27 protein-coding genes are annotated in these 22,124 nt (G+C 54.8%); 13 read left to right on the forward strand and 14 right to left on the reverse strand.

Annotated elements, in window-relative coordinates; translation table 11 throughout:
- Positions 1-45: 45 nt before the first annotated feature.
- Both AC1RWI_RS27275 and AC1RWI_RS27280 read right to left on the reverse strand, forming a co-directional pair.
- Entirely contained in the window at positions 46-1,182 is a 1,137-nt protein-coding gene (locus tag AC1RWI_RS27275) for a PLP-dependent cysteine synthase family protein (protein WP_492869857.1), read from the reverse strand.
- A gap of 110 nt (positions 1,183-1,292) precedes the next feature.
- Positions 1,293-1,685, reverse strand: coding sequence for a DNA-deoxyinosine glycosylase (locus AC1RWI_RS27280; RefSeq protein WP_492869889.1), 393 nt, complete (start codon positions 1,683-1,685; stop codon positions 1,293-1,295).
- Between the two features lie 95 nt (positions 1,686-1,780).
- Here AC1RWI_RS27280 and AC1RWI_RS27285 point away from each other — a divergent pair, with 95 nt between their 5' ends.
- The 4 genes from AC1RWI_RS27285 to AC1RWI_RS27300 are packed head-to-tail and all read left to right on the forward strand — an operon-like array spanning position 1,781 to position 3,929.
- A complete protein-coding gene (locus tag AC1RWI_RS27285; RefSeq protein ID WP_492869858.1) occupies positions 1,781-2,290 on the forward strand; it encodes a Pycsar system effector family protein in 510 nt (169 codons plus the stop codon).
- Between the two features lie 2 nt (positions 2,291-2,292).
- Complete coding sequence (locus AC1RWI_RS27290) at positions 2,293-3,150, forward strand: adenylate/guanylate cyclase domain-containing protein (RefSeq protein ID WP_492869859.1); 858 nt, start codon at positions 2,293-2,295, stop codon at positions 3,148-3,150.
- A 24-nt stretch (positions 3,151-3,174) separates the two neighbouring features.
- A complete protein-coding gene (locus AC1RWI_RS27295) occupies positions 3,175-3,456 on the forward strand; it encodes an ECs_2282 family putative zinc-binding protein (protein ID WP_492869860.1) in 282 nt (93 codons plus the stop codon).
- 5 nt (positions 3,457-3,461) lie between these two features.
- Entirely contained in the window at positions 3,462-3,929 is a 468-nt protein-coding gene (locus AC1RWI_RS27300; protein ID WP_492869861.1) for a hypothetical protein, read from the forward strand.
- Positions 3,930-3,959: 30 nt separating this feature from the next.
- Here AC1RWI_RS27300 and AC1RWI_RS27305 read toward each other — a convergent pair whose 3' ends face one another.
- The 3 genes from AC1RWI_RS27305 to AC1RWI_RS27315 all read right to left on the reverse strand — a co-directional run bounded on the left by AC1RWI_RS27305 (position 3,960) and on the right by AC1RWI_RS27315 (position 7,004).
- Entirely contained in the window at positions 3,960-4,841 is an 882-nt protein-coding gene (locus AC1RWI_RS27305; RefSeq protein WP_492869862.1) for an SIR2 family protein, read from the reverse strand.
- 217 nt (positions 4,842-5,058) lie between these two features.
- The gene (locus AC1RWI_RS27310) at positions 5,059-6,426 is read right to left on the reverse strand and encodes a hypothetical protein (protein WP_492869863.1); all 1,368 of its coding nucleotides are present in this window, start codon (positions 6,424-6,426) and stop codon (positions 5,059-5,061) included.
- 233 nt (positions 6,427-6,659) lie between these two features.
- Positions 6,660-7,004, reverse strand: coding sequence for a helix-turn-helix domain-containing protein (locus AC1RWI_RS27315; RefSeq protein WP_492869864.1), 345 nt, complete (start codon positions 7,002-7,004; stop codon positions 6,660-6,662).
- A gap of 340 nt (positions 7,005-7,344) precedes the next feature.
- Between AC1RWI_RS27315 and AC1RWI_RS27320 the strand changes: the two genes are divergently transcribed.
- From AC1RWI_RS27320 to AC1RWI_RS27350, 7 genes are all read left to right on the forward strand, one after another.
- Positions 7,345-7,683 carry a hypothetical protein gene (locus AC1RWI_RS27320; RefSeq protein WP_492869865.1) on the forward strand — a complete coding sequence of 113 codons (339 nt, stop codon included), beginning with the start codon at positions 7,345-7,347 and terminating at the stop codon, positions 7,681-7,683.
- A gap of 194 nt (positions 7,684-7,877) precedes the next feature.
- A complete protein-coding gene (locus AC1RWI_RS27325; RefSeq protein ID WP_492869866.1) occupies positions 7,878-9,260 on the forward strand; it encodes an FG-GAP repeat domain-containing protein in 1,383 nt (460 codons plus the stop codon).
- Between the two features lie 139 nt (positions 9,261-9,399).
- On the forward strand, positions 9,400-9,912 hold the full coding sequence (locus AC1RWI_RS27330; protein ID WP_492869867.1) for a hypothetical protein: 513 nt from the start codon (positions 9,400-9,402) through the stop codon (positions 9,910-9,912).
- 142 nt (positions 9,913-10,054) lie between these two features.
- A complete protein-coding gene (locus tag AC1RWI_RS27335; RefSeq protein WP_492869868.1) occupies positions 10,055-10,627 on the forward strand; it encodes a hypothetical protein in 573 nt (190 codons plus the stop codon).
- A gap of 43 nt (positions 10,628-10,670) precedes the next feature.
- Entirely contained in the window at positions 10,671-11,033 is a 363-nt protein-coding gene (locus AC1RWI_RS27340) for a lysozyme inhibitor LprI family protein (RefSeq protein WP_492869869.1), read from the forward strand.
- 77 nt (positions 11,034-11,110) lie between these two features.
- Positions 11,111-11,506 carry a hypothetical protein gene (locus AC1RWI_RS27345; RefSeq protein WP_492869870.1) on the forward strand — a complete coding sequence of 132 codons (396 nt, stop codon included), beginning with the start codon at positions 11,111-11,113 and terminating at the stop codon, positions 11,504-11,506.
- 80 nt (positions 11,507-11,586) lie between these two features.
- On the forward strand, positions 11,587-11,916 hold the full coding sequence (locus AC1RWI_RS27350; RefSeq protein WP_492869871.1) for a hypothetical protein: 330 nt from the start codon (positions 11,587-11,589) through the stop codon (positions 11,914-11,916).
- A gap of 26 nt (positions 11,917-11,942) precedes the next feature.
- Here AC1RWI_RS27350 and AC1RWI_RS27355 read toward each other — a convergent pair whose 3' ends face one another.
- The 7 genes from AC1RWI_RS27355 to AC1RWI_RS27385 all read right to left on the reverse strand — a co-directional run bounded on the left by AC1RWI_RS27355 (position 11,943) and on the right by AC1RWI_RS27385 (position 16,333).
- Positions 11,943-12,590: a hypothetical protein gene (locus tag AC1RWI_RS27355; RefSeq protein WP_492869872.1), complete on the reverse strand. Its 648-nt coding sequence runs from the start codon at positions 12,588-12,590 to the stop codon at positions 11,943-11,945.
- A 249-nt stretch (positions 12,591-12,839) separates the two neighbouring features.
- The gene (locus tag AC1RWI_RS27360; RefSeq protein WP_492869873.1) at positions 12,840-13,640 is read right to left on the reverse strand and encodes a DUF6602 domain-containing protein; all 801 of its coding nucleotides are present in this window, start codon (positions 13,638-13,640) and stop codon (positions 12,840-12,842) included.
- 227 nt (positions 13,641-13,867) lie between these two features.
- Positions 13,868-14,305: a hypothetical protein gene (locus AC1RWI_RS27365; RefSeq protein WP_492869874.1), complete on the reverse strand. Its 438-nt coding sequence runs from the start codon at positions 14,303-14,305 to the stop codon at positions 13,868-13,870.
- A gap of 45 nt (positions 14,306-14,350) precedes the next feature.
- Positions 14,351-15,061 carry a RipA family octameric membrane protein gene (locus AC1RWI_RS27370; RefSeq protein WP_492869875.1) on the reverse strand — a complete coding sequence of 237 codons (711 nt, stop codon included), beginning with the start codon at positions 15,059-15,061 and terminating at the stop codon, positions 14,351-14,353.
- A gap of 156 nt (positions 15,062-15,217) precedes the next feature.
- The gene (locus AC1RWI_RS27375; protein ID WP_492869890.1) at positions 15,218-15,499 is read right to left on the reverse strand and encodes a tyrosine-type recombinase/integrase; all 282 of its coding nucleotides are present in this window, start codon (positions 15,497-15,499) and stop codon (positions 15,218-15,220) included.
- Between the two features lie 31 nt (positions 15,500-15,530).
- Entirely contained in the window at positions 15,531-15,755 is a 225-nt protein-coding gene (locus AC1RWI_RS27380) for a hypothetical protein (protein ID WP_492869876.1), read from the reverse strand.
- An 8-nt stretch (positions 15,756-15,763) separates the two neighbouring features.
- Complete coding sequence (locus AC1RWI_RS27385; RefSeq protein WP_492869877.1) at positions 15,764-16,333, reverse strand: tyrosine-type recombinase/integrase; 570 nt, start codon at positions 16,331-16,333, stop codon at positions 15,764-15,766.
- 288 nt (positions 16,334-16,621) lie between these two features.
- Between AC1RWI_RS27385 and AC1RWI_RS27390 the strand changes: the two genes are divergently transcribed.
- Both AC1RWI_RS27390 and AC1RWI_RS27395 read left to right on the forward strand, forming a co-directional pair.
- Positions 16,622-17,482: a hypothetical protein gene (locus AC1RWI_RS27390; RefSeq protein ID WP_492869878.1), complete on the forward strand. Its 861-nt coding sequence runs from the start codon at positions 16,622-16,624 to the stop codon at positions 17,480-17,482.
- Positions 17,483-17,520: 38 nt separating this feature from the next.
- Positions 17,521-18,498 carry a restriction endonuclease gene (locus AC1RWI_RS27395; protein WP_492869879.1) on the forward strand — a complete coding sequence of 326 codons (978 nt, stop codon included), beginning with the start codon at positions 17,521-17,523 and terminating at the stop codon, positions 18,496-18,498.
- Between the two features lie 465 nt (positions 18,499-18,963).
- Here the strand turns inward: AC1RWI_RS27395 and AC1RWI_RS27400 are convergent, their stop codons facing one another.
- Both AC1RWI_RS27400 and AC1RWI_RS27405 read right to left on the reverse strand, forming a co-directional pair.
- The gene (locus AC1RWI_RS27400) at positions 18,964-21,144 is read right to left on the reverse strand and encodes a plasmid replication protein, CyRepA1 family (protein ID WP_492869880.1); all 2,181 of its coding nucleotides are present in this window, start codon (positions 21,142-21,144) and stop codon (positions 18,964-18,966) included.
- Positions 21,141-22,106: a hypothetical protein gene (locus AC1RWI_RS27405; protein ID WP_492869881.1), complete on the reverse strand. Its 966-nt coding sequence runs from the start codon at positions 22,104-22,106 to the stop codon at positions 21,141-21,143. Before AC1RWI_RS27405 ends, AC1RWI_RS27400 begins: the two co-directional genes overlap by 4 nt.
- Positions 22,107-22,124: the final 18 nt, after the last annotated feature.

Below are 22,124 nucleotides of genomic sequence, written 5' to 3' on the forward strand. Positions count from 1 at the left end.
GCCGACGATGCGCGCGCCACGGCGCCAGCGCGTGCTGCCCGGGGGTTACGTAGCGCCCTGAACCCCATCGCCGGCAGCCTCCAGTCCAGCAAGCGCCTGCTGTGTCAGCAGTGCTTCGCCGTTCACCGCACGTGCGATCAGGGCATCAGGCTCCGCGACCGGGATTGCCTGCGCCTGGTACCACGCGTCGTCGTAGTAGGTGTGGCTATAGCGTTCGCCGCTATCGCACAGCAGGCTGACGATAGCCCCCTCCTCACCCGCAGCCGCCATCCGCTCGGCCAGGTACAGCACACCGACGAAATTCGTGCCTGTCGAGCCGCCCACGCGACGCCCGAAGCGCCCCGCCAGATAGCGCATCGCGGCAAAGGACAAGGCATCGGGCACCTTGAGCATCGCATCGATGCACGTCGGAATAAAGGAGCGTTCGACGCGCGGGCGGCCGATGCCCTCGATCCTCGATCCCGCGTCCAGGCTCAGGCTGCTGTCCGGCTGGCCCGCCAGCGTACTTTTGAAATAGTCGAAAAATACGGAGTTCTCGGGGTCCGCGCAAAGAATGCGGGTTTTATGTCGACTGTAGGCAACGTAGCGGCCCAATGTTGCGGCGGTGCCGCCGGTACCTCCGCTGGCCACGAGCCACGCCGGAACCGGGTGCTCCTCGTCAGCCATCTGCTTGAAAATCGACTCGGCGATATTGTTGTTGGCGCGCCAGTCGGTAGCACGCTCCGCATAGGTGAACTGGTCCATGAAATGGCCCCCGGTCTCCAGCGCGATACAGTGCGATTCCGTATAGATGTCCGCCGGATTGGCAACCAGTTGGCAGCGCCCGCCATAGAATTCGATCGCCTCGATTTTCGCCCTTGAGGTCCCCGCCGGAATCACCGCCACAAAGGGCAGGCCGAGCAGCCTGGCAAAGTAGGCTTCGGAGATGGCCGTCGAACCGCTGGATGCCTCCACGATGGTGCTTTTTTCGCTCAGCCAGCCATTGCAAAGCGCGTAGAGAAACAGCGATCTCGCCAGGCGATGTTTCAGGCTGCCGGTCGGATGACTGGATTCATCCTTGAAATAGAACTGGATACGGGGATAGCCCGGCAGGTCCAGCGGAATCAGGTGCGTATCGGCGCTGCGGTTGAAGTCGGCTTCGATCTTGCGAATCGCTTCGCGGGTCCAGTCAGAGCGCGGCATGGGAACCCTCACGGTAAATGACTGCGCCGCGGCGCGTCGATTGGCGTTGCGAGATTTCGATCATAGACCATCAGAGCAACCGGCTTGCCCGCCGGCACGACGACCAGCGCTTATGACAGCAGCCCACGCCACAACGCCAGCTTCTGCTCGAAATTGCGCGCCGCATGTGCCGGGCTCGATGAGGGCAGCACCACAGTCTCATAGCCTGCCGCCGCAAACTGCGCGGCGAAACGACCCGACGTGCCGCCGTTAAAGCCGACGCGGCGCAACGCAGGCGCCAGCGCCTTGAGCCGCACGAAGTCGTTGGCCTGCGGATGGCGGATATTGCTGTCCAGGCTGCCCTCGCGCACGCAGGCGCCGAGCACGTCCCACACGCCGATGCCGTAGGATAGGAGCCGCGCCAGCCGATCAGCGTAAGGCAAATCAGGCAGGGGCTCACCGGTCAGCGCGCCCAGCAGCGGCCAGAACTGGTTGATATTTTGGTCAATTTGACACCTGCCAATATGGCAGTAAAGCCACCATGCGCTAGCGCACACCACTAGATCTAGAAAATTCGTGTAATATATTTCAATATATAGTGGTCAAAGCCAGCAAAACGATGACCGAAGCAGACCAGATTAAGACCTTCCAGGCCATAGCAGAGGTTTCGCGCAAATGGGTCTCTGTGCTCGACACGAAGGCTGGCTTTCTCGTCGCCATCAACGGCGCGCTGCTGGCATTCGTCTGGACCAGCGCGAAGCTGCCGGATAGCCCATTGCCCTGGGTCAAGCACTTGGCATACATCGCATCCGGCCTAGCGCTGATCGCACTTCTGCTCGCGGTCGCCGTTGTATTCCCCCGAATTAAGCTCGACACAAAGCCGTCAGTCGGTTCAGTTTCGTTCTTTGCCTACGTTGCGGGGAAGTATGGCGAATCTGAAGGCTCCCGCTTTGCCAACGACGTACTGGCGATGAGCGACCGAGATCTGGCGCGCGAGGCGCTGGAGCAGCACCACGCAATATGCCACGTGGCAATGACTAAGAACGTGCGTGTTAAGCACGCAGCTGGTTTTTGGATCGGCGCACTCCTGCTCACCGCAGGCGCGATCTTCATTAAGGCGATGGGGTAAGCATGGAAAGCAACTGGCGCAACTATACGTCTGATGACAGCGACGATCGCCTACGGGAAATCCTCGATGCACCGGCCGGTGCATATGAAGAGCTGGACAGCATTCCCGACCGTGCGCGTCTTACATACACCAACGGTTTCTACGTCAATTGCACGGCAGTCTTCATCGACATCCGCGGAAGTTCGAACCTGACCACAATGCACACCACGCCGGTACTTGGCAAAATCTACCGCGCGTACATCAGTGAGTGCGTGGCCTTGCTGAACACGTCCCGGCAATGCAAAGAGATTTTCATCGCAGGCGACTGCGTCAGCGGTATCTTCGACACGCCTCTCAAAGAGAACATTGACGAGGCTTTCCTCGCAGCGGCGTCGCTCAACTCGCTGATCCTGCACCTCAACTGGCGCCTTGAAAAGAAGGGGTACACGCCGATCAAATGTGGCATCGGTATCTCGTACGGAAGGGCCTTGATGCTGAAATCCGGCTACAGCGGATCGGGCGTAAACGACATTGTCTGGATGGGCAACGTTGTGAACGAAGCCTCGAATCTGTGCCACCAAGGCAACAAGGACGGAAAGCTCCCGATACAAGTGGCGACCGTCGTCCACCAGAACCTCAATGATCACAACAAGAGCTTGTTGACGCCCGTACAGATGAACTTTTTTCTCCCCGCCACGCACCATCAAGGTGATGTATTGAATAGCGGGATGCAGGACTGGCTCGAAAAGAAGAAGAGCGCCATTTCTGCCAACACGTTGGCATCAATCTTACTGGGGCAGCAAGCAAATGCCAGTCAGCCACCCGCCGGAGCCCTCGCGGGCTTGTTCAATATCTCGCCAAGCAAAAAAACCTGGCTTTGACCATCATGCCTTCGTGAGGCCACAATGAATGCTTCCAAATACGACCGCCAAGTGGGATTGCAATGCCCAACCTGCGGATCAACGCACTTTTCTTGCGAGAACGGGTCAACAGATGACTCTGCGATTGTGACCTGTGGCTCCTGTGGCCGCAGTCTGTCGCGCGCCGATTTGATGGAAGCAAACGCGGAGAACGTCGATCAGCACCTAAAGGAAGTGGCTGAGCAGCTCAAAAGAGACATCGCCGAGGAACTGCAGAAGACGCTTAAAGAGGCGTTCAAAAACAGCAAGAACATAACGCTCAAATGATCAGCATGACGGTCGACCTCAGCGGCACCGCTGCGGTACTTGCCCTAGTACTGTCCGTTTACTCGACAGTGAAAACGGTTCAGTTCAACCGAAAACAGGTAGAGTTGATCAAGGGGCAAGCGGCTCTGAACGCTCTGCTCATCGAGCGTGAGAAAGCGGACGTTGAGGATGGGAAGCGCGCCGACCTTGGTGCGAGCTTTGTGAAACTCGGCTCGAATGGCTACCGCTTGAAGATATTCAATCAAGGTCGCGCTACAGCACGCAACGTTCGGATAGATTTCCCGGAGGGAAATGAAATCGTTTTAGAGAGTGACATCAAACTTAAGTTTCCCCTGCAAACGCTGGACCGATATCAATCCGTGCAACTCCTTGCGTCCGTACATCTAAACACAACACCAAAGATGGCCGTTAGGCTGTACTGGACGGATGACTTGGGCGCTGACCAATCTAAAACTCTGCATCCGACACTGTAGGCACCCCAAGCGAGTCCAAACGCCAAACAGTCAACAGACTGAAGAGTACAGATATGTGAGCATCAGTGTCGGCCGACCGGCACGTATTGCGGGCACAAGATGAGTCTCCAAGTGCCCATCAGCGAAGCCATATCCCAATATGAGCAAGCGCCCAGCCTCGTCAATAGCTCTGTTCGCTCGCTCACGGTGTATGTCGAACGGACTGTCATATCCGTTTCGAAATTTGTTCTGTCCAGGCGTAATGATCAGTCGCGTTGCGCCCGATAGTTCACCGCCATAGCTGACAGGCGTCCCATTCCGAAGATACCAATCTAAGCTTCCGTGGGGCTTAAGGACATTTACCCGTGGACTGTATTCAAACGACGCCTGCTTTTTCCGCAGAGAAACACTCCTGCAAAAGCTTAGGCGGCTTTCTTTTGGGTTCAATCGACCTGCAAATCGGCCCACGAACATCGTGTCAACGCCCAGATTCGCCTCCTCAGAAGCAACCTCAATCAGTCGATCATAGTTGGGAGTCACTATGGGCAATCCACTATTGGGTTTCAACAAATGCTTGAGAAGCCGGGTCAGCCTCAGAACCCGTGTACCATTAAAAACTTCGGCGACTGTTGCGCGTTCACGCTCCACAATCAATGCCGCAGTAACAGCGACAATTGAAGATTCTAGTGAAACCGATGGCGGATGCTTGAGAAGGGCCGCTTCTAGACCCACCTTTTCAACTGCGTCGCTGATCGAGTCCCAAAGGATACGGTCGTCCTTGGAAACGAGAGGACCCATCGTGGAACGGAGATGAGCTCCAAGTTCCCCCATACCTGGCAAGCCTTCTGCGCACGACAAGCCGGAGCCGATGATTGTTACCAAGCCGTCACGGAAGTGATCTTGCAGGACTTTCTTCAGTACATGCAGGTCCAAAGTTGCCTCCGGATATCTATTTTTCTAATTTCCACGCTGATCAGCCTGACGCTCACTCTAACGGTGCTTCTCCGAATTGACTGGACATGACGCCGCGTCCTCAGGAGCATTGAACAAATCACAGGAGTGCCAGACAAGGTCACTGGTGTAATCGAGAAGTGCCGAGGTATTCCGTAGTTGGTTTGTACCCACGACCCCTAGCTTTCTTGATGATCGCTTATTTTTTTTTACCCCGCCCAGATGCAGATTTCCTCTTCGGGGTATCTATTATCGCAAGCATTGCCGATCGACCACCACTCCGGTTCGCCTCAAGAACCTTTTGCAATAAAGTTGCAGATTGCGCTCCGGCACCAATCCACCCGACTTTCGCTAACTGAACGAACTCTGTATTGTTCAGATAACGGGGGCAGTTGTTGTAACCAATAGTCGTACCACCTCTTGGCCCCTTCGCCTCGGGCAATGTGAGGAACTCGCGTAAATGTGGCTCGCAAAGAGTGATGCCCGGGACTAGGCTATCGTCCCGGGCATCGGGGCGGAACTGCTCGCAAAATTTGAAGTAAAAGAGCTCTTCGTTGAGACGGTAACTCCAAAGCGTAGGCGACGAAGGAGGCACAGATTTGGCTACGGAGCGAAAAGCTGCCATGCTTGCAAGTTGCCCGTGAAGATTCGATGTTGGCTTGACATGGTATGACCATCCATCGATATCTTTAGCCATTCTCTTATACTGCAACAGCAAGAAATTATCGTAGCAAGTGCTATAGATTACAAGATCAATGCCAAGCACTGTCTCAAGGTCTGTCTGGTCTGCTACGTAAACTCGTACCGACCGCTCGGCGCCGTCAGAGAAGAGTGCCGCCTTTTGGGACTTCTCGCCCAGCAAGAATTTAAAAATCCGCGCGTCATGCTCTAGCATGCTGCGTTCTTGAACTGGCATTGCATCAAGCAGGTCAATAATCGACTGCGCTTTCTCGACCTTGTCTACTCGCAGATTCTTCAACACAGCAGGTCGATCAAGTTGCGCAATGTCAAGGCTCAGCCCAAGCCCATCACGTTGTTCATTCAGTCGCTCTACGCGGTTAGACTCTCCCACTAGGCGGGGCTCTGCTCCGCGCAAAGCTATGAGCTGGCTAATTGCGTGGGCAGCGTCGGGACGAAGTTCACAAAGCTCGGCGATCAACGCCTCCCAGGCGTTGAACTCTGTCCGTTTGAGTGTTTCAGGAGTACATACAGAATCGGCTAATGTGGTATTAATAAATTCATGGTCAACCACCGGAGCATCGAAGACAACCATGTTGGACATGCGCATCTTAACTTTGCCAGAGCCGCCGCTTCCATGCATCCTCTCCATCAAAGTCACTGCCGAAATCGACAGCGGCTCCTTTGCGAGCACCAACATAACCAGCTCTTTTCGCGCAAAGGTCCAGTCGAGCGCAGAGAATGACTCGCTTAATGGCAGCCCGGAGTGCAACCGCTCCGCGAGCCATCCTGTCCTCGCTGGTTCGAATGTGAGAACGAACCCGGAGTAGGCCGTATGTAGTTCTCTTTTTTTCTTTGCCATAGCTTCAAACCCAGCTTTGAATCGCACCTTCTATCATATACAGCCGGCATATGACCTTTGTTGACCAATTCCTGCCGTGACGATAAGTTATCGGCTAGCTCACATTCTTGATATAGGGGCAAAGGGGGATTGCGCATTTCCCCATGGAACAACACGCGCTCACAACAGTTATACATATGAGTGAGATGTGTTATCCCTGCCTCGCACTCCCGCACAAATATCTTTTCCATTAAGTCTAAAGACCTACCAAGCAAGATCAGTCACTTGGTAAAACCAGTGACTACTTGGCGAATCACGCTCATGAGCATTTCGCGCTTCTCATCGGTCAAGCCATCTAGTAATTCCAGAATCTTCCTGGCCTGATCTACCTTCCGGTTCGAGGCATCGGTCAGCAGTTCCTCTATCCCGCAGCCAAAAATCTCGGCCAGCTCCGCGAGCCGAACCACCGATGGGACCGCTACGCCGGTTTCAATCCGTGAAACCGCCTCGCGGCTAATGCCAAGCTCTTCCGCGACCTTCTCCTGCGACAGCCCAGCCGCGGCGCGCTTCGACGCGATTGCCTGTCCTACCGCCTTCACCAATGCTGCCTTCCGTAACTCGTCCATGTGTGACCTCATACGCACGGTCGTAATGGTCGGCTCAGTGAGGCAAAAATTACATGAACTGCGGCATCACATTGTGATGTTTAAGATTACAATGCGATGCCGTTATAGGGGATGCAGAGATGCCAAAGCGGGAGCCTAGTTCCAAGTCGTCTGATGGCCTCGGACAGGAAGAAGAAGTTGTAACGACGGCGCCGGCCATCCTACCCAGTACTTTCCGGCTGGCGCCTTGGCCGAACGAACTCAATCTAACTCTTTGATTTTTCGCGAAAAAAGATGTACGAAGCCAAAAACACTGGATAGTATTTAACTGTTGTTTTGACAACTTTAATCGGAAAATACTATGAGCGCAAAGCCTGAAACGAAGCCTTCCACCGCCCCGGCCAGCACTCCCGAAGCAGCAGGGAATCCGCAACCGAAGCCAGCTGCCCGAAGCATCGCTGGCGAATCCCCCGAGAAATTCCGGGCGGCATTGCAGGAACTGGACAGCGAACGCACTACGTTGGCCAAGACTGCCATCGAAAACATGAAGCCCGGCAAGCCCTTCGATCCGGCCGTGGTCCGGCAGATCAACAAGATCGAGACGCGGAAGAATCGGCTCATCGTCTCGCGCTTCGCCTCCCTTCTGCGGAAAAGCGGTCCGGAGGTCCAGGCAATTGTTCACCAGATCATCGAGCTTTGAGACAGGCGGGATGCCTGCTTATGCGAACCGTTGGGGAGGCATTGCCTTGCCCTCGTTAGTGCTGCGCTGCCGCGTCATTGATGCGGCGGCGCAGTTTTGCAAGTTGTGGTCGCGTTGTGTGGGTCAAGCCGTTTCATTACACGCGCCGCAAGTAGAGCCCTTGAGCACCAATAACAACTCACATAGAGGAATGTATGAAATCGAAGTTCGCAGGAGCATTTGCTATCGCAGTCAGCGCAGTAGTGCTGTCGGCGTGCGGGGGCGGAGGCGATGGAAGCTCTTCCGCAACCACATCCACCGCGCCGACTGCATCGCCTGCACCGACCGTTTCCATAGCTTTCGATCAATCGAAGGTCGCGCTGGGCCAGAATACGAAACTGACTTGGTCGAGCACTAACGCGACCTCCTGCACGGCGTCCGGCGCATGGTCTGGTACGCAAGCGACCTCGGGTAGTTCGGCACAAGCGGCTTCGACGCCTGGCCAGGCGGTGTTCACGCTGCAATGCACTGGCGCTGGTGGCTCGGCAACACAGTCGGCCACGATGATGGTTCCCCTGACTGTTCAAAAAGCCTCGTACCTGAACAAAGTCACGGCTGGCGAAGCCATTGGTCCGCAAGCCCTTCCCAAAGAAGTTGCTGCCGGAAATGCAGTCGCATTCGCCGACTTCTTCCAGGAAGGCACGTATTCGATGGTCACGCATTCGCTTGAATACAATTCTGGCGATCCGACGACGGCCAACAAATTCGGGCATATCCACTTCTGGAAGAATGTAAACGGCCAGTGGATCGACCATACTTCGGATGTTCTGACGAGCAACACCGGCTGCCTCCACCCTCGGAAGGCACTGGTTGCGGATTTCAATGCTGACGGGAAGCCGGATGTCTTCTTCGCCTGCCATGGCTTCGATGCAGCGCCGTTCCCTGGCGAGCAGCCGCACTACTTGCTCAGTCAAGCCGATGGCTCGTACAAGAACGCAACGGCACCGACCACTTGCTTCTGCCACAGCGCATCCGCCGCCGACTTCAATGGCAATGGCTATGCTGATGTGGTTGTGACCGACAACATTGTCCACGCGAAGCCGTACTTCCTCATCAACGACAAGAACGGCTCCTTCGCCGAGGACTTCACGCGACTCCCTGGCACGATTCCTATCTCGTCCCAGATCTATACGGCAGAGCTGATCGATTTCGGTCGTGGTCAGTACGACGCATTCCTTGCTGGCGACGAAGACAACACGAACAACACCGGTTGGGTTCCGACGATCATCAAGAACGATGGGACGGAGCATTTCGTAACCACGCAAGCCCTGCCTGCGGATGCGAATTACACGACCACGCTGGATGTTGTGCTCAAGAACGGGCAGGTCTACCTGAACCGCGTTCACCTGACCCACACGGCAGCGTACTACGGCTTCAGCGAGATTCAGAAGGTCGATCTCGCGTCGAACACCGCAAGTCAGATCTACACCAACACGGCATCGTTCCCGAATGGTCAGACCTGGCTGAACTGGATCATTCCGTTCCAAGGCAAGATTGTGAGCCTTGACTCGGTGTATGGCGTTTCTGTTCCACAGTAATCAGCGCAACTAGCGGGCCTCGGGAACAACTCGCGATCTTCAACACTATAGAGAGATAGTGAATGAGTTGTTCCTGTTCGCATCGCCAGCCAACAGACATCGGCCAGCAAGGCCCCTCTCCTAGTCACTTGGAATCACCATGCACGGACTATTTCACTTTCTCTTCACCGTCAGCCTGCTGGCGCTAATTGTCGCGATGATCCGCCCTGCCTTTGCAGCGAGGGTCATCGCAACGCCCACGCGAAAGAAGATCCTCGTCCGCATGCTGCCAATTCTCGTCGTGACGGCTGCGCTGTCGGGCGTGACGAAACCCAAGATGGCAGACGACGCTGAGTCCGTTGCAAACGATGGAGGCATCCAGGGCCAAGCGTATGCGGCTGCGCATATGTCGGCAGAGAAGCGCGACTTCGTGGACGTGTATGCCACGGCGAAGACTGTAATCCAGAAGGCACAGCAGTCGCCCCAGGTCAATAATGGCATTTGCGCCAATGCCATCAGTGAGTTGGTGGGTTACATGAAATCTGGGTCTGCCGCCGACATCGCAAACTATGCGCGTTCCGGTAGCCCCGACATGGGATACAAGATCGCAGCCAACCAGTTGAACAACTACGTCAGCGTGACGCGCAACTACTGCGGCGTCAGCATGTGGTGATCAACGCAGATCAGGGCTGGAACAACACACCGACCTCAACACTATAGAGAGATGGACGATGTGTTGTTCCCGCCCGCATAGCCCAGCGAAACGGCCCGGAACCATATTCGTCACTGCCTTGCCTCAAAGTTGACCGAAAGCCATGTCCAAAATCTTTCACCTGCTGTTCGCTCTCGCCATGATCGGCCTCATCGCAGGCATGATCAAACCTGCCTGGATCATGCGCAAGAGCGCGAATCCAAGTCGCAAGAAGATTGCCCTCATCGCTTTGCCTGTGCTCGTTGTGACGGCCATGCTCACCAGCGTCACCCGCACACCCGAAGAAGTCGCCCACGACCGGCAGACTGCCGAGGAAAAGGCGGTTGCCAAGCGTGAGAAGAAGGCAGCCGAGAACATCAAGCCGCCGCTACCCAGCGACATTGCAACAAACCTGTGCTCTGTCGTCGTGACCTACGTGTCGGGGGTTCTCGCATCGAAGGCTCAAGGCGAACGGATTGACATCGAAGAGCACGCCAATCGAATCCACTCGCGATTCAGCGGCCAAGTACCGTTGCAATATCGTGCATACGAGAAGAAGCTTTTGCTTCATTTTGGACACGGCATTGAAAGCGACCCGGACCTTGCCGCGACGACTCGGAAGTTCGGAGCGGACCCGTTACGTTTTTCCGGCGCACTGATGACGGTATGCACGCGAAAGCTGACCAGCGCGTCGTAATCTCTTTCACCACGCGTCACCAACAGAGACAGCAACTTCCATCATGAAAACCCAATACACCGCCATTCTCATCGCCGTGCTTCTTGCAGCAAGTCCTTCCGTGTTCGCTGGCCCGAGTTTCAATTGCACGAAGGCATCGACGAACGTTGAAAAGATGATCTGTGCGGACCAAACGCTGTCCGACGCCGATTCTGTCGTTGCCGACTTCTACAAGGAAGTCCTCAGCGCCACCGGCAATCCGAATCAGGTGAAACAGGAACAGCGTCAGTGGCTGACGAAGGTCCGCAATGTGTGCCAAACGCCCGAGTGCCTCGCCAAAGCTTACGATACGCAATACAACAAGCTGCAACGTGATCGGCTGGCGGGCAGTGGTGCTGTAAATCCGAACGGCACCACTGGCCACTAACGGCCATCGGGAACAACACCGCTCTCTTCATTCTATAGTGATGAGATCGATGTGTTGTTCCCGGCAGCGACATCACCATGCCCTACGAGCCCTCCTCGATCACGATTGACTCGCCCGATAAGGCTGACGGCATGCTGATCTTCGACGCTACACCGGTCAGGTCACAGAACCAATGGAAGCCTCGATCCACGACCATGCTTGAGACGCTTCTGAGCATGTCCAAAGATCTGGAACACGGCGCTTACGTTGTCACCGACAACGGGGACGGATGGTTCCAGCGTGCGGGCTTCCCTGCTGATCGACTCATTTCCCGACAAGCGGCCAGGCGTTCGCTTCGCGGCACATCCCTTTCGAACCGACTGCCGTCCGCCGACAGCGAACCAATGGACATACATATGAAGCAACGACGATTGCGATTTGAAGCCTGGTGGCTTCAAATCGAACGACCCGTCATTGTCGATCTGACCACATGACACCGAGAGCCAGGGCACCCCGCCCTGGTTTTTTTATTTCCGGCAGCGCCGACGTTGCCACTTATGGAGACCATCTATTCATGTCCATCGATGACCAAGAACCGATGCACAGCGCTGTCATCATTCCGTTGAAACCGAGACCTTCACTCTTCCCGCTTGGACAGATCGTTGCAACACGTGGCGTGCTGACGCACCTTGAACGCGAAGGCGTTGCTGCCGATCCTTACCTAGACCGTCATGTTCGGGGTGACTGGGGTGACGTTCCGACCGAAGATGCCGAAGCGAACCGGTACGCAATTTTGGCGGGTACACGCATCCTATCGTCGTACCGGATCGCTGGCGAATGTGTTTGGATCATCACGGAAGCTGACCGCAGCGCCACAACATTGCTGTTTCCGAGCGACTACTGAGCTGCCTGCCCCCCAACGCTAAAAGACTAACCAGAATTGCCTCGCACAGCATGACCTTCATCAAGAAGACCTGCGGACCCATCGTCGTTGAAAACGAATCTCTCCTCCCCGAGTGTAACCACAGTTGGAATACCCCGATTCAGAAGTTCCATGCCCAGATCAGCCGGCATCGCAGTGCCATCTGGCTTTAACGATGCGTAGACGTTCAGACCGCCGTAGAAGCACAAACGCATGGCGTAGAGGCCGAGGCGATCTTCATCGGTAACCTGATAGAAGAAGACTTGCGGATTTTCCCCAAATTTTGGTCTTCCATCAAGTTCAATCTCAAATTTCCGTTTCAATAGCTCGCTGAACGCCTTGGCGTTCTGCTTCTCTGCATGGAGGTACGCCAAATGCACACGAATCTGTCCACTAAATGGGACGCCAAAGTGATGAACGTGCAGGCCGTGAATAATGTGCTCAAAGCAACGATGCAATCTTTCAGCATCAGCCGTACCCCAAATCACGTCAATAAACTTGTTCGGCCTGACCTCAACTACAAACACATGTTTTTTCTTGACAAATACCTCCTCAAGTAAGCGATTCGCACTGCGGCGGACTGCTTTGTTGACCTTGCCGAACTTGTGCCGATAGCCGATCGAATTGTTCCCGATGATGCCGGCTAGGCTAACCATTAGGAATTCGTCATCGCGCGACTTTGCGGAGTTGTGCACGTCACACGACGGGACAGTAATTAAGTTTCGCCTGTGAAGCTCACCCTCCATGTCCTTGCTTTCCGGGAAAAGACAGCGCGGAGGCACATGCTCACGGGAGGTCGCTGGATTTTCACACATGTAGCAGCGGTCCATGACAACAATCACTCACAAATATGGTTCGGATCGCGCATCACGATACACCAGCGGCATACCGACCCGATAGCGCCGCTAATCGCTGAATGTGCCATTGAACGCATGCCCCTCTAGGTATGGCCTCGTATTGAGTTCCGCACTCTCTGTGCTCTGGCACGCCTGTTGCAACGCAAGGAAAAATAATAGCAATGCGCCCGTCTCTCCTTCGCAAAAGAATCGACGCACCCGAGGGTCAATCTGGTTACCAAAGAGGGGCGAATTGCAAAGGTAGTGAGCACCAAGTCCGAGGACGCTAATCCCGTCTAGGCATTGTCCTGCTGTCGCTAATCGATTCTCGGGCGACCAAGCGTCCGGAGGAATTCCGAGCTCATCTCGCGCTTTCGCCGTCCAGGCACTTACAGTCGATATGTTTGCAGGTCCACTGTAAGCGATCACAAAGGACAACGGCTTCGGTGGGAACCAGCCAAACGAAGCGGTGCGACTGTATTTCGGTTCAAGTTTCTTGAGATTGGACGCCGCAGACACAGCATCACGCAGCGCGCTGTAGTCCAAAACCGATTTCACTTCGATTGTTGCCACAACGGATTCGACCAGAAAGCCGTTCACTCCGCCAAAATCCAGTTTGGGGTAGTTTCGGCGATAAATGACGATATCAAATTGGTTTCTCTGCTCTCGCGGTTTGGACCGATAATCTATGACCTCACCGGTTCCGATCGCAACATTTGCGCTCAGATGAGAGTTCAGAAAGGTGGCGATCAAATTCTCCCGTGGGGTTCCACGATGAAGCATATGCCCGGCATTTGCAGGAATCCGGGAGTTGTGAAGAAGCGCGTTCTCCACTGAGCTCATGTGCGCCTCTAGCATGCCTACTGCCATCCACACCTCCAAGGTTGCTGACGCCACGTGGTCCTAGCGTGGCCATGCGCGGCATAGATCGGCAAGAACCGAGAAAAGTTCTTGATCGGTCAATTTTTTCCCGAGCGTGACTCGCATTCAGCGGGTCAATGCGCGTTTAGACAAACACAGTAGCCGACCGCAGCGTCATTACGTTGTTGTTTACATGCGAGCACTTAACCGATGATGGATGCGAGTCAATTTCTCGCTTAGCCGCCCTTCAGCCCGCCTGTCCACGTAGTTGACATCATTCCATTGACATACGTGCAACGATAGGACACCGGAAGCGATTGACCGAAGAATCCTACATTTAACAACGTCGCGTAAACGTCAACGATGATATTCTTCCCAGAACCCGACACCTTTGTCGAAACATCAGTAGCCGCCACAACGGGCGAAGCATTCAGCATGTTTTCGGCGCACCGGCGTGCCGTCCCAGCGTCTGTCATCGCCACTTCATCATCTAGATGCCGGTGTTGGGGATCTTTGAGGGTCAATGTCGTTGGTGTTCCTGTCGCGCACCCGGTCAAGGCGAGCGCTACCACTGCTACCCGCATCGCATTCAATTTCATTGCTTCTTCCTTTGTATCGATTCCCGCGAAAGTGTGGCTGACAATGTCAGCGATCCCTCGTGACAGATCAATCATAGTTGCCCGATGGCCATTTTTTCGGTGACGAGTAATAGCGCAGCGTCAACCCGATAGTGGGCCAACGGTCCGGCGGGTATAGTGCAATCGCAGTTCTGAGACACCATTCTTGGCCGTGTCAGCCTTCCCCTTGCGCCAGACATACATCGCGGCCCCAACCGCGATGACAAAAAAAGCAAGCTTCCCGAACATGCATGGGAGCGTGTCGGCGTCAGTTGGACTGGGCACTGGAATGCTAAGCAACGCGCATGTGAGGAACGCCCCCATCACGCAATGTGACAAAGCGAGATTGAGTTTCGACACCGAATACAGTTGCTCTTTCTCCGGCGAATGCTTCGAGAAGACTGTTTTATACAGTGGGCCGATGACGGCATCCTCTAGTACGTCAACCTGATACTCCCAGTTTCGTTGCCAAAACTTCCCGGCCTTATTGACGAGCGACCAAGCATACGCAACAACCGCCGCGAAGGTGCAGATGGCAAAAATAACGAGAGACTTCAAATTCCCTCCAACATCCTTTGCCGAAAGTGTCCCAACTAACAAGGCCCCAAGTGCGGCCACAATCAACCAGAAGCTATTCGATCGCTTCCAGTACAGATCAATCTCGAATTTTCTGATATCGAGTGCCACCTCGTAAGCCTTGATCAGCCGAGCGTCTGAACCACACTTATCACACACCTGTGGCGTGGCCACCCCAACTTCCCCCTGCTCCACACCGCGAAAGCAGGAAAGATATTCCTCGTGCGACTTTTCCATAGTGCCTCGCTCGCTGTTTGTTAGTTCACCATCTCACCGGACAGCCGCGCTGCGGGCCTGCCGTACAAACTTGGAGTACCAGCTCCAATCAACGATAACGGCCTACTCAATATCAACTTGAGTCGTCATCTCCGTTTTCAGCACTGCTTTTTTTCTCTACAGGATATCCGCACCGATCTGCTTCAATCGTACCGGATTATCTTCGACGTACCGGGCAGTCATGGCAATCGATGCATGCCCCATCGATGTCGAAACGGCTTTGATGTCCACGCACTTCCCGATCAGTGTGGTAGCGAACGTGCGCCGCCCCGAGTGGCTGGATGCTCCCCGCAACCTCGGCTGCTGGTACATGCGATGGAAGAGCTGTTGCAACGTGTTCGGTGAAAACTGGCTGCCCTTCAGCGACCGGAACAGCGGAGCTTCGTAGTTGAACAGGATTCCGTCTAGCTCCTGCCACGCACATACTGTGTCACGTTTTGATCCCCAGGTCTTTTAGCAACTCGTCAGCAGTCATTGGTTCAGACCAAGGACCAGCTTCCGCCTTCAGGATTTCCGCCACGAGCTGATCATCGTAGCCAGTGTTGTTCTCCAGCACCGACTCGTCTGGCATTACATTTTCATCGCTCTGGCTATCTTCAACCATCGTCATATCCGCCTTCATTAAAATGCCATCCAGTGAGTCTGGTCGCAGCATGCACTGACTCATAGCAAGTCGGCACTGATCTGCTTCAATCTTACAGGATTATCTTCCACATATTGCGCCGTCATGGCAATCGATGAATGCCCCATCAGCGTCGAGACGGCCTTGATGTCTACGCCCTTCTCGATCAACGTGGTAGCAAACGTGCGTCGTCCGGAGTGACTCGACGCACCTTGCAATCGTGCTTGCGCATACAGCCGGTGGAAGAGCTGCTGTAACGTATTGGGTGAGAACTGGCTACCTTTCTGCGACCGGAACAGCGGTGCCTCGTAGTTGAACAGGATTCCTTCTGCCTCCCGACGTTCATCGAGATACTCGCGGATCGCGTCAGCCACACGCATGTTCGTGAGGAAGACATGGCGCTGCTTCCGGCCCTTGGTCATTGAACCATCGAGGTTGATTTCCTCCAGCAGATCACCATCCGGCCCGATGACATGCCTCACTCTCAGTGCAGCCATCTCCTTTGCTCTCAGCCCGAGGCCAAACGAACAATAGAGCAGCGCAACATTGCGCTTGGCATGCGCGTATTTCTTCGCCGTGTTGACGGCCCGTTTGAATTCAGCCTCGGACAAGACCTTCGCCTTCCCTTCCCGCATCCGGCACCTCAGAATGTTTAGAAATTGTTCGCCAATCGAACTTTTTAAACATTCTATCCAGGTGGTTTGGCCTCGTACACTGCCGGGATGGCTCCAGGTATCGGAATGTTTACCAAATGTATTTAGTAAATGTTTCCTGCTCGCCCGGCAACGGCAGAAGACAGGCCAGCAGACCGACCGCCCAGGACGCCGCCAGGGACCCAATCCACGCCGAGCCGATATATCATCATCAGTTACCGGCATTGATTCCCTAGGGGCGCGTACTTGAACCAATCCAAGAATTTGGCAACTCCGATCACTCACATGAGAGCGCAAACGGAGACGCCGTCGGCCGAGCGCCGCTCGACACGCATCGCCGACGTACTGCCAGCAAGTCTCATTGCGTCCGCCCTGGGCGTGTTGTTCACTGCCACCATATACTTCATCGGCGTGCAGTTCCAAACCGAGTATTTCGGCCAGTTCAGAATAGACTCCGATCGGTTTCCGCGCGACAAGACGCAAACGATGCTGCATGGCATCAATGCGATCTCCACGTTTTGCCAATCGGCCTTCAAGTACCTCAACCGAGAATGGTCCGTCCTCTTGGTGACGTTCCTCTTCCTCTTGGCAATCTCCGCTTTCTGGGCGCTACTGAATCGTGCACAGGCCAAGGTGGAGCGATGGCGACAGCAGCAAGAACGGGTTCCCACTGGCCAGCGCGGGATGAGATTTGCGCGCGTGGTAGTAGGCTTGTGCGCATTGCCGTTCCTGAGCGTCTACACTATGTTTGGCCTCCCGCTCATCATCAGTGTGGCGATCGCGTTGCCAGCGACTGTCGGCTCGTACGCAGGAAAGAAGCTGGCGCAACGCTATCAACAAGTCTTTCTTGCTTGCCCGAATCATCTGCCGCCGACCTATAGCTTCGTGCGGGTGCACGATGGCGACACAATCAAGGCGCAAGGATTCTTGATTGCGGCGACCACAGAGAGAGTGGCCCTATTCGACGGCGGAGTCGCTTCCGATTACGTGGTCAAAGACAACGAGGTGACGTACCTACAAGGGGATCCTCGACGACAAGACATGAATTCGGCTGGGTATCCCGTTGAACCAGGCAATGGCAAACCATGCGTGAAGCCCGCTAATTAAGCAGTATTCATGAGTCCCTTCGTCTTATTAGTGGGCAGATGGAATCCCCACAGCCATCAAACTTCTATATGGTAGCAGCCGCGAACGAACAGCAGAATAATGATGGCTCAATAGACCGCCCCGGCATTGCGTTCGAAAAGGTGGTAGCAGCCATTCAACATCAACTTGATCCTGCAGCAGCGGTCACGCACGACGAGGTGATCGTGGACCGGCTCGGGCATTCTCGGCAGTTTGATGTAGTTGTACGAGGCGTCTTTGCCGGACAGAAAATGCTAGGTGTCATCGAGTGCAAAGACTTAGGGAAGAAGGTCGGAACGCCCGAAATCGACGCGTTCATTACCAAGGCGTCCGAGGTAAATGCGAATTTCAAGATCTTGGTCTCCCGCAAAGGCTTCTCGAAGCCCGCACTGGAGAAGTGCGCACACTATGGGATTCAAGCTCTGTCTCTCCTCGACAAGAATCTAACAAACAAGAAATTCTTCGTCGGAACGCGTTGGGAGGCCGATGTCACCCGCTGGGGGCAGATTGCTATGACCCTCCACTTCGCTCAGGATCCGATTGATACTGTTCACTTCAACGCGGACAGCCTTTCCATTCGGGGTAAGAAAGTGCTCGATTGGTTTACGAACTACTTGTTGGAAAAGGACGATACGATCACTGAATATGGATGGGTCGTAAATATCAAAGTCCAATTTGATAGGCCTCAACTAGTCTTGGTACGCCCGGGCGAGGAGTACCTTTGCGCAGCAATCTCATTCAATGCCGAGCGCGTTTGTGACAAGCTGGAGCGACTCGTTGGTATCAGCGGAACCGGATTCTTCGACTGGAATTCGAAATCTATGACCTTTCCCCCAGGGGCGGAGATAGCAACTGATGCCGTACCGATGGATTTCTCGCAGTGGAGGCAGCGCACCGAGGGTCCCGCTAGCCCAACTGGATTCCTTGAAGTCAAGCTGCAAGCCCGTAACGTCCAATTTGAAAGAGTGCTAGACGCTATTGAGCTAGACAAGCTCTAGATTAATATCACCCGAAGTGCCAGCCCGAAACCGAATGGTGCATCACCCAATCGGGGTTCAACTTTAGGGCCTGCGGTACCGATTGCCAATTGGCCAGCCGCCCAGGAGACCGCCAGGGACGGCGAGGCAGCTGACCGGACAGATCAACGCAAGCCGGCCGCCAGGCCGTCCCTGTGTGCCTCTTGATGGTCGGCCGGTGTCCCGGCCGTTCCTGCGCCCCTGACCAGCAGGGACCCATGTACAAATTTGCATGGCCGCCCAGTATGATTAGTTTCGTAGACATACTACTAATCTACTGAAAAGCCACGCAAAATTGTACGGCCAGCCCAATGCCCGATCTTCAGCCCCAGCCTTACCCACTACCGTCCGCTGTACATATTTGCACACAGCCCCAGTAGATTCGAGTTCGTAGACATACTACTAATCTACTGAAAACCCATGCAAAATTGTACAGGCCCATCCCTTTTACCCCATGGCAAGTTCGGTCTCATTCACCACCGGCGACAGCTCGGCCATCCTCTCGTAGTCCACCACATACCCTTCGCTGCCGGTCCTTCGATTCTTCTTAATGGCGATGCCGATCCGACCCAGCAGAGTATTGAAGATCTTGACCTTCGTTTCCGGTGCCTCCGGCGTTACGAAGTTCGTACCCAAGAAGTGGTTCACCGTATTCAGATTCTCCGCTGCGTAGCTTGCAACACGATCGATCGCCTCGATGGGGACAATCCACTCCAGCTTCGCCAACTGCTCTCGTCGATGCTTCGAAGCATCACGAACCGGGCGCGAATTGGAATCCCGATAATCCGCCCTGACGGTTGCGTACTCTCGTTCCACGGCGCTATACAGCGTTGCCCTTCGAAACGCCTCCTGGCGCTCAATGCCCGCGGCCCGTAGCGCGCCATTAAATAGATCACGCTTCATAACGCGATGATCGTGGTCGGTGAAAGCATGGGTGACTTTGTCGCTTTCGCGTTCGAATCGATCTATGTGCAAGGCACTCGCCCTCGATTCCTGTAGCAGCTTCGCGTTCTTCACTACATCACGGATCGAAGGCGTTTCATACAACTGGATCTGTTTCAACGTCAACTCTTCCGGCGATTTCAACCTGAAGAACTTGGCGATGACCCACTTCCTCAGTGATCGCTTCTCTTCGATTGATAGCTCCGAACGGTCTATCTCATTCAGCGTTTCAGCCTCATCGGCGGGAATACTCTTTGCATCGAAAATCAACTTGGCCTTTTTGTTGCCGAACGGATCACGCCCGAATCTCTGCATCTCTTGGCCGGCACTCTTCATTTCGTCATTGCGCGAAACCACCAGCACTCGCCAGCCCTCATCTTCTTTCAATCCGGCAAATTTCCCATCGCGCTTGATCTTCCACTCCTGATCACACCAGGCGATTCTGGAATACACGTCGAGGTAGCTCCTTTCAGCCAGAGTAAGCGACGGATCATCGTCCGGAAGTATGAGTCGCCGGGTCATCACCTCTTTCTCTTCCGCGCTGCTACGAATTGCCTCCTCAGACGAGAACTCGCGCTTCCCGCCGCCCTGAATCCACACCTTCACCGTATCGCACTTCCGAACACGGCTGATTGCCTGATCGCAATCCTGATAGGTATAGACCCCCTGCCCGAAGACGCCGTACACGGCGTCGAACCATTCGACATCGATGCTCACACCGGTACTGAGGGTCGATGTGGCGATCAGCACCTGATACTTCGATGCCTCCCCGTTGGGGTCTGCAAAGAATGCTTTGTGCCGAGTCTCGTTGTTCGTCTCGCTCGTCAGCAGCAACACATCGATTCGCTTGCCATCCGTCCGAGGCAACTGCTCCAGAAAAGACTTCAGCGTATTCGCGAGCCTCAGTTCACTGACCGGAACATACACTCGTTTTCCTTCGTAGATGGCCGCAATGAGTTCCGCGATCAGATGGTCCTTGTCTTGGTACACCTCGATGATTCGATCCGACTGCCACTCGTTGACGATAGACAGAATTCGATCGGATTCGAAATTGCGGCGCAATTTCGACACCACGTAACCAGTGAGTTCACTGGTCATATCCGCATCCAAGCAGATGACCTGTTTGGCGCACCAGAACAACTTGACCAAGAGACTGAAGATCTTCTCGCGCTTCGCCTTCGTCGTGTCGCCAATGAGGTGGCGGAACACTTGCTCAGACTCATCGATGATCAACAAGTCATATCCCGGAGCCGCTTTAACTAGGTCGAGACTATCCACGCTGACGGAGTAGCGCCAGTGCATCGCCTTGTCGTCGAGATAGCACTTGAGACCCAACTCATGCGACAGCACGGTCGCCAACGATTGGCGGTGTCCAATTTGCAGCACGCTCCGCTGTGGTGGAATCGACTTCAGGTACTTGGCCTGCCACTGCGTCTTACCCGTTCCTTTCGGAGCCTTCACGAAGATGACATTGGCATCGTGAAGGCGTCGGCTATCAGTCTCCACTTGCGTACCAAGATAGCGAGTATCGACCAGGATGTTGCCATCGGATTCCGCGCTGTTGAAATCCAATGCCTCGCGCTCACTGCAAGTGTGCTGATCCTTGAACGGAACCAGTTCCGTACAGTCGTGCCAGAACTGCGATACGGATTTCTCCGAGTAGGTATCGAACGGCGTCGTGCTCATTGCTGGGCCTCCCGTTCGGCGCGAAGGCGCTTGCGCTCGACAATCTTGGCCAAGCCGTCAATAATGTCGTCGTTACGAGCGTGGCCCATATAGATGGTTCCACACTTCTTGCACACCAGATACGGGGTGCCGCCCTTTGATACCGCGACGAATTCAGACGGTTTCGAATCAAGATGGAACGGACACCGCACGTAAGAGATCTTGCGGTCAATGTCGCGAACGGTGATGCTGCCCGTTGCCGTATCTAGAACATCGTCGGGCTTCAACTTGAATCCAACGACAGCATTGCGTCGGACACTGGCGGAGCCTTTTCGCAGACTGGCGCCCGGTATCGATTCGAATGCTCGCCAATCGAGCAGTTCCCCTTCGTTTCGCCACGCCTGCGCCAACGAACGACGCTCATCGCGGGCAGCAGGCAGAATGAAGACTCGTCCTATGTCCAGCGTCGAATCATCGACGCGCACTGCACGGACCTTTGCAAGCCAGTGCTCGATTGCGGGCGACAGGCGCCGAAAATCAGCAACAGGCATCGGGTTAGCCAGAGGGAGGACGACGCGGAACTTATCTTTCTCTTCGACCCGATGGTTGAGCGACGTGTAGCAGACGAATTCGAGATCTTCAAATTTCGATTGCACTTCGCTGATCGAAAGATCGCCGTCGAAATCGAGGACCAGCATCGTCATCTCGACGAGATTCCCCTGAATGCGGCGGGTGTGAGTGATGGAGAACCGCACCTGACGGTTTCCCTCACTATCGGTGCCATAATCAATGGTCGGATCGGAGACGTCCTTGTAGCGCCATGCACTGAAGCACGGCAACGAAAGCTTGGGCTCATCGGATACGGTGTGACCGGAGATGAGCGATTGGGAAAAACTGCCCCACGTGGTTTCCATGGGCTGGACCAGGTTGTCGTAGGCTTGTTCGAATCGGGAGTAACGGATGAGCAGATTGCAATTGGACATGTGAATTCCTTTATGCGC

The organism is Cupriavidus sp. MPR-AND1C (genome assembly GCF_058809705.1).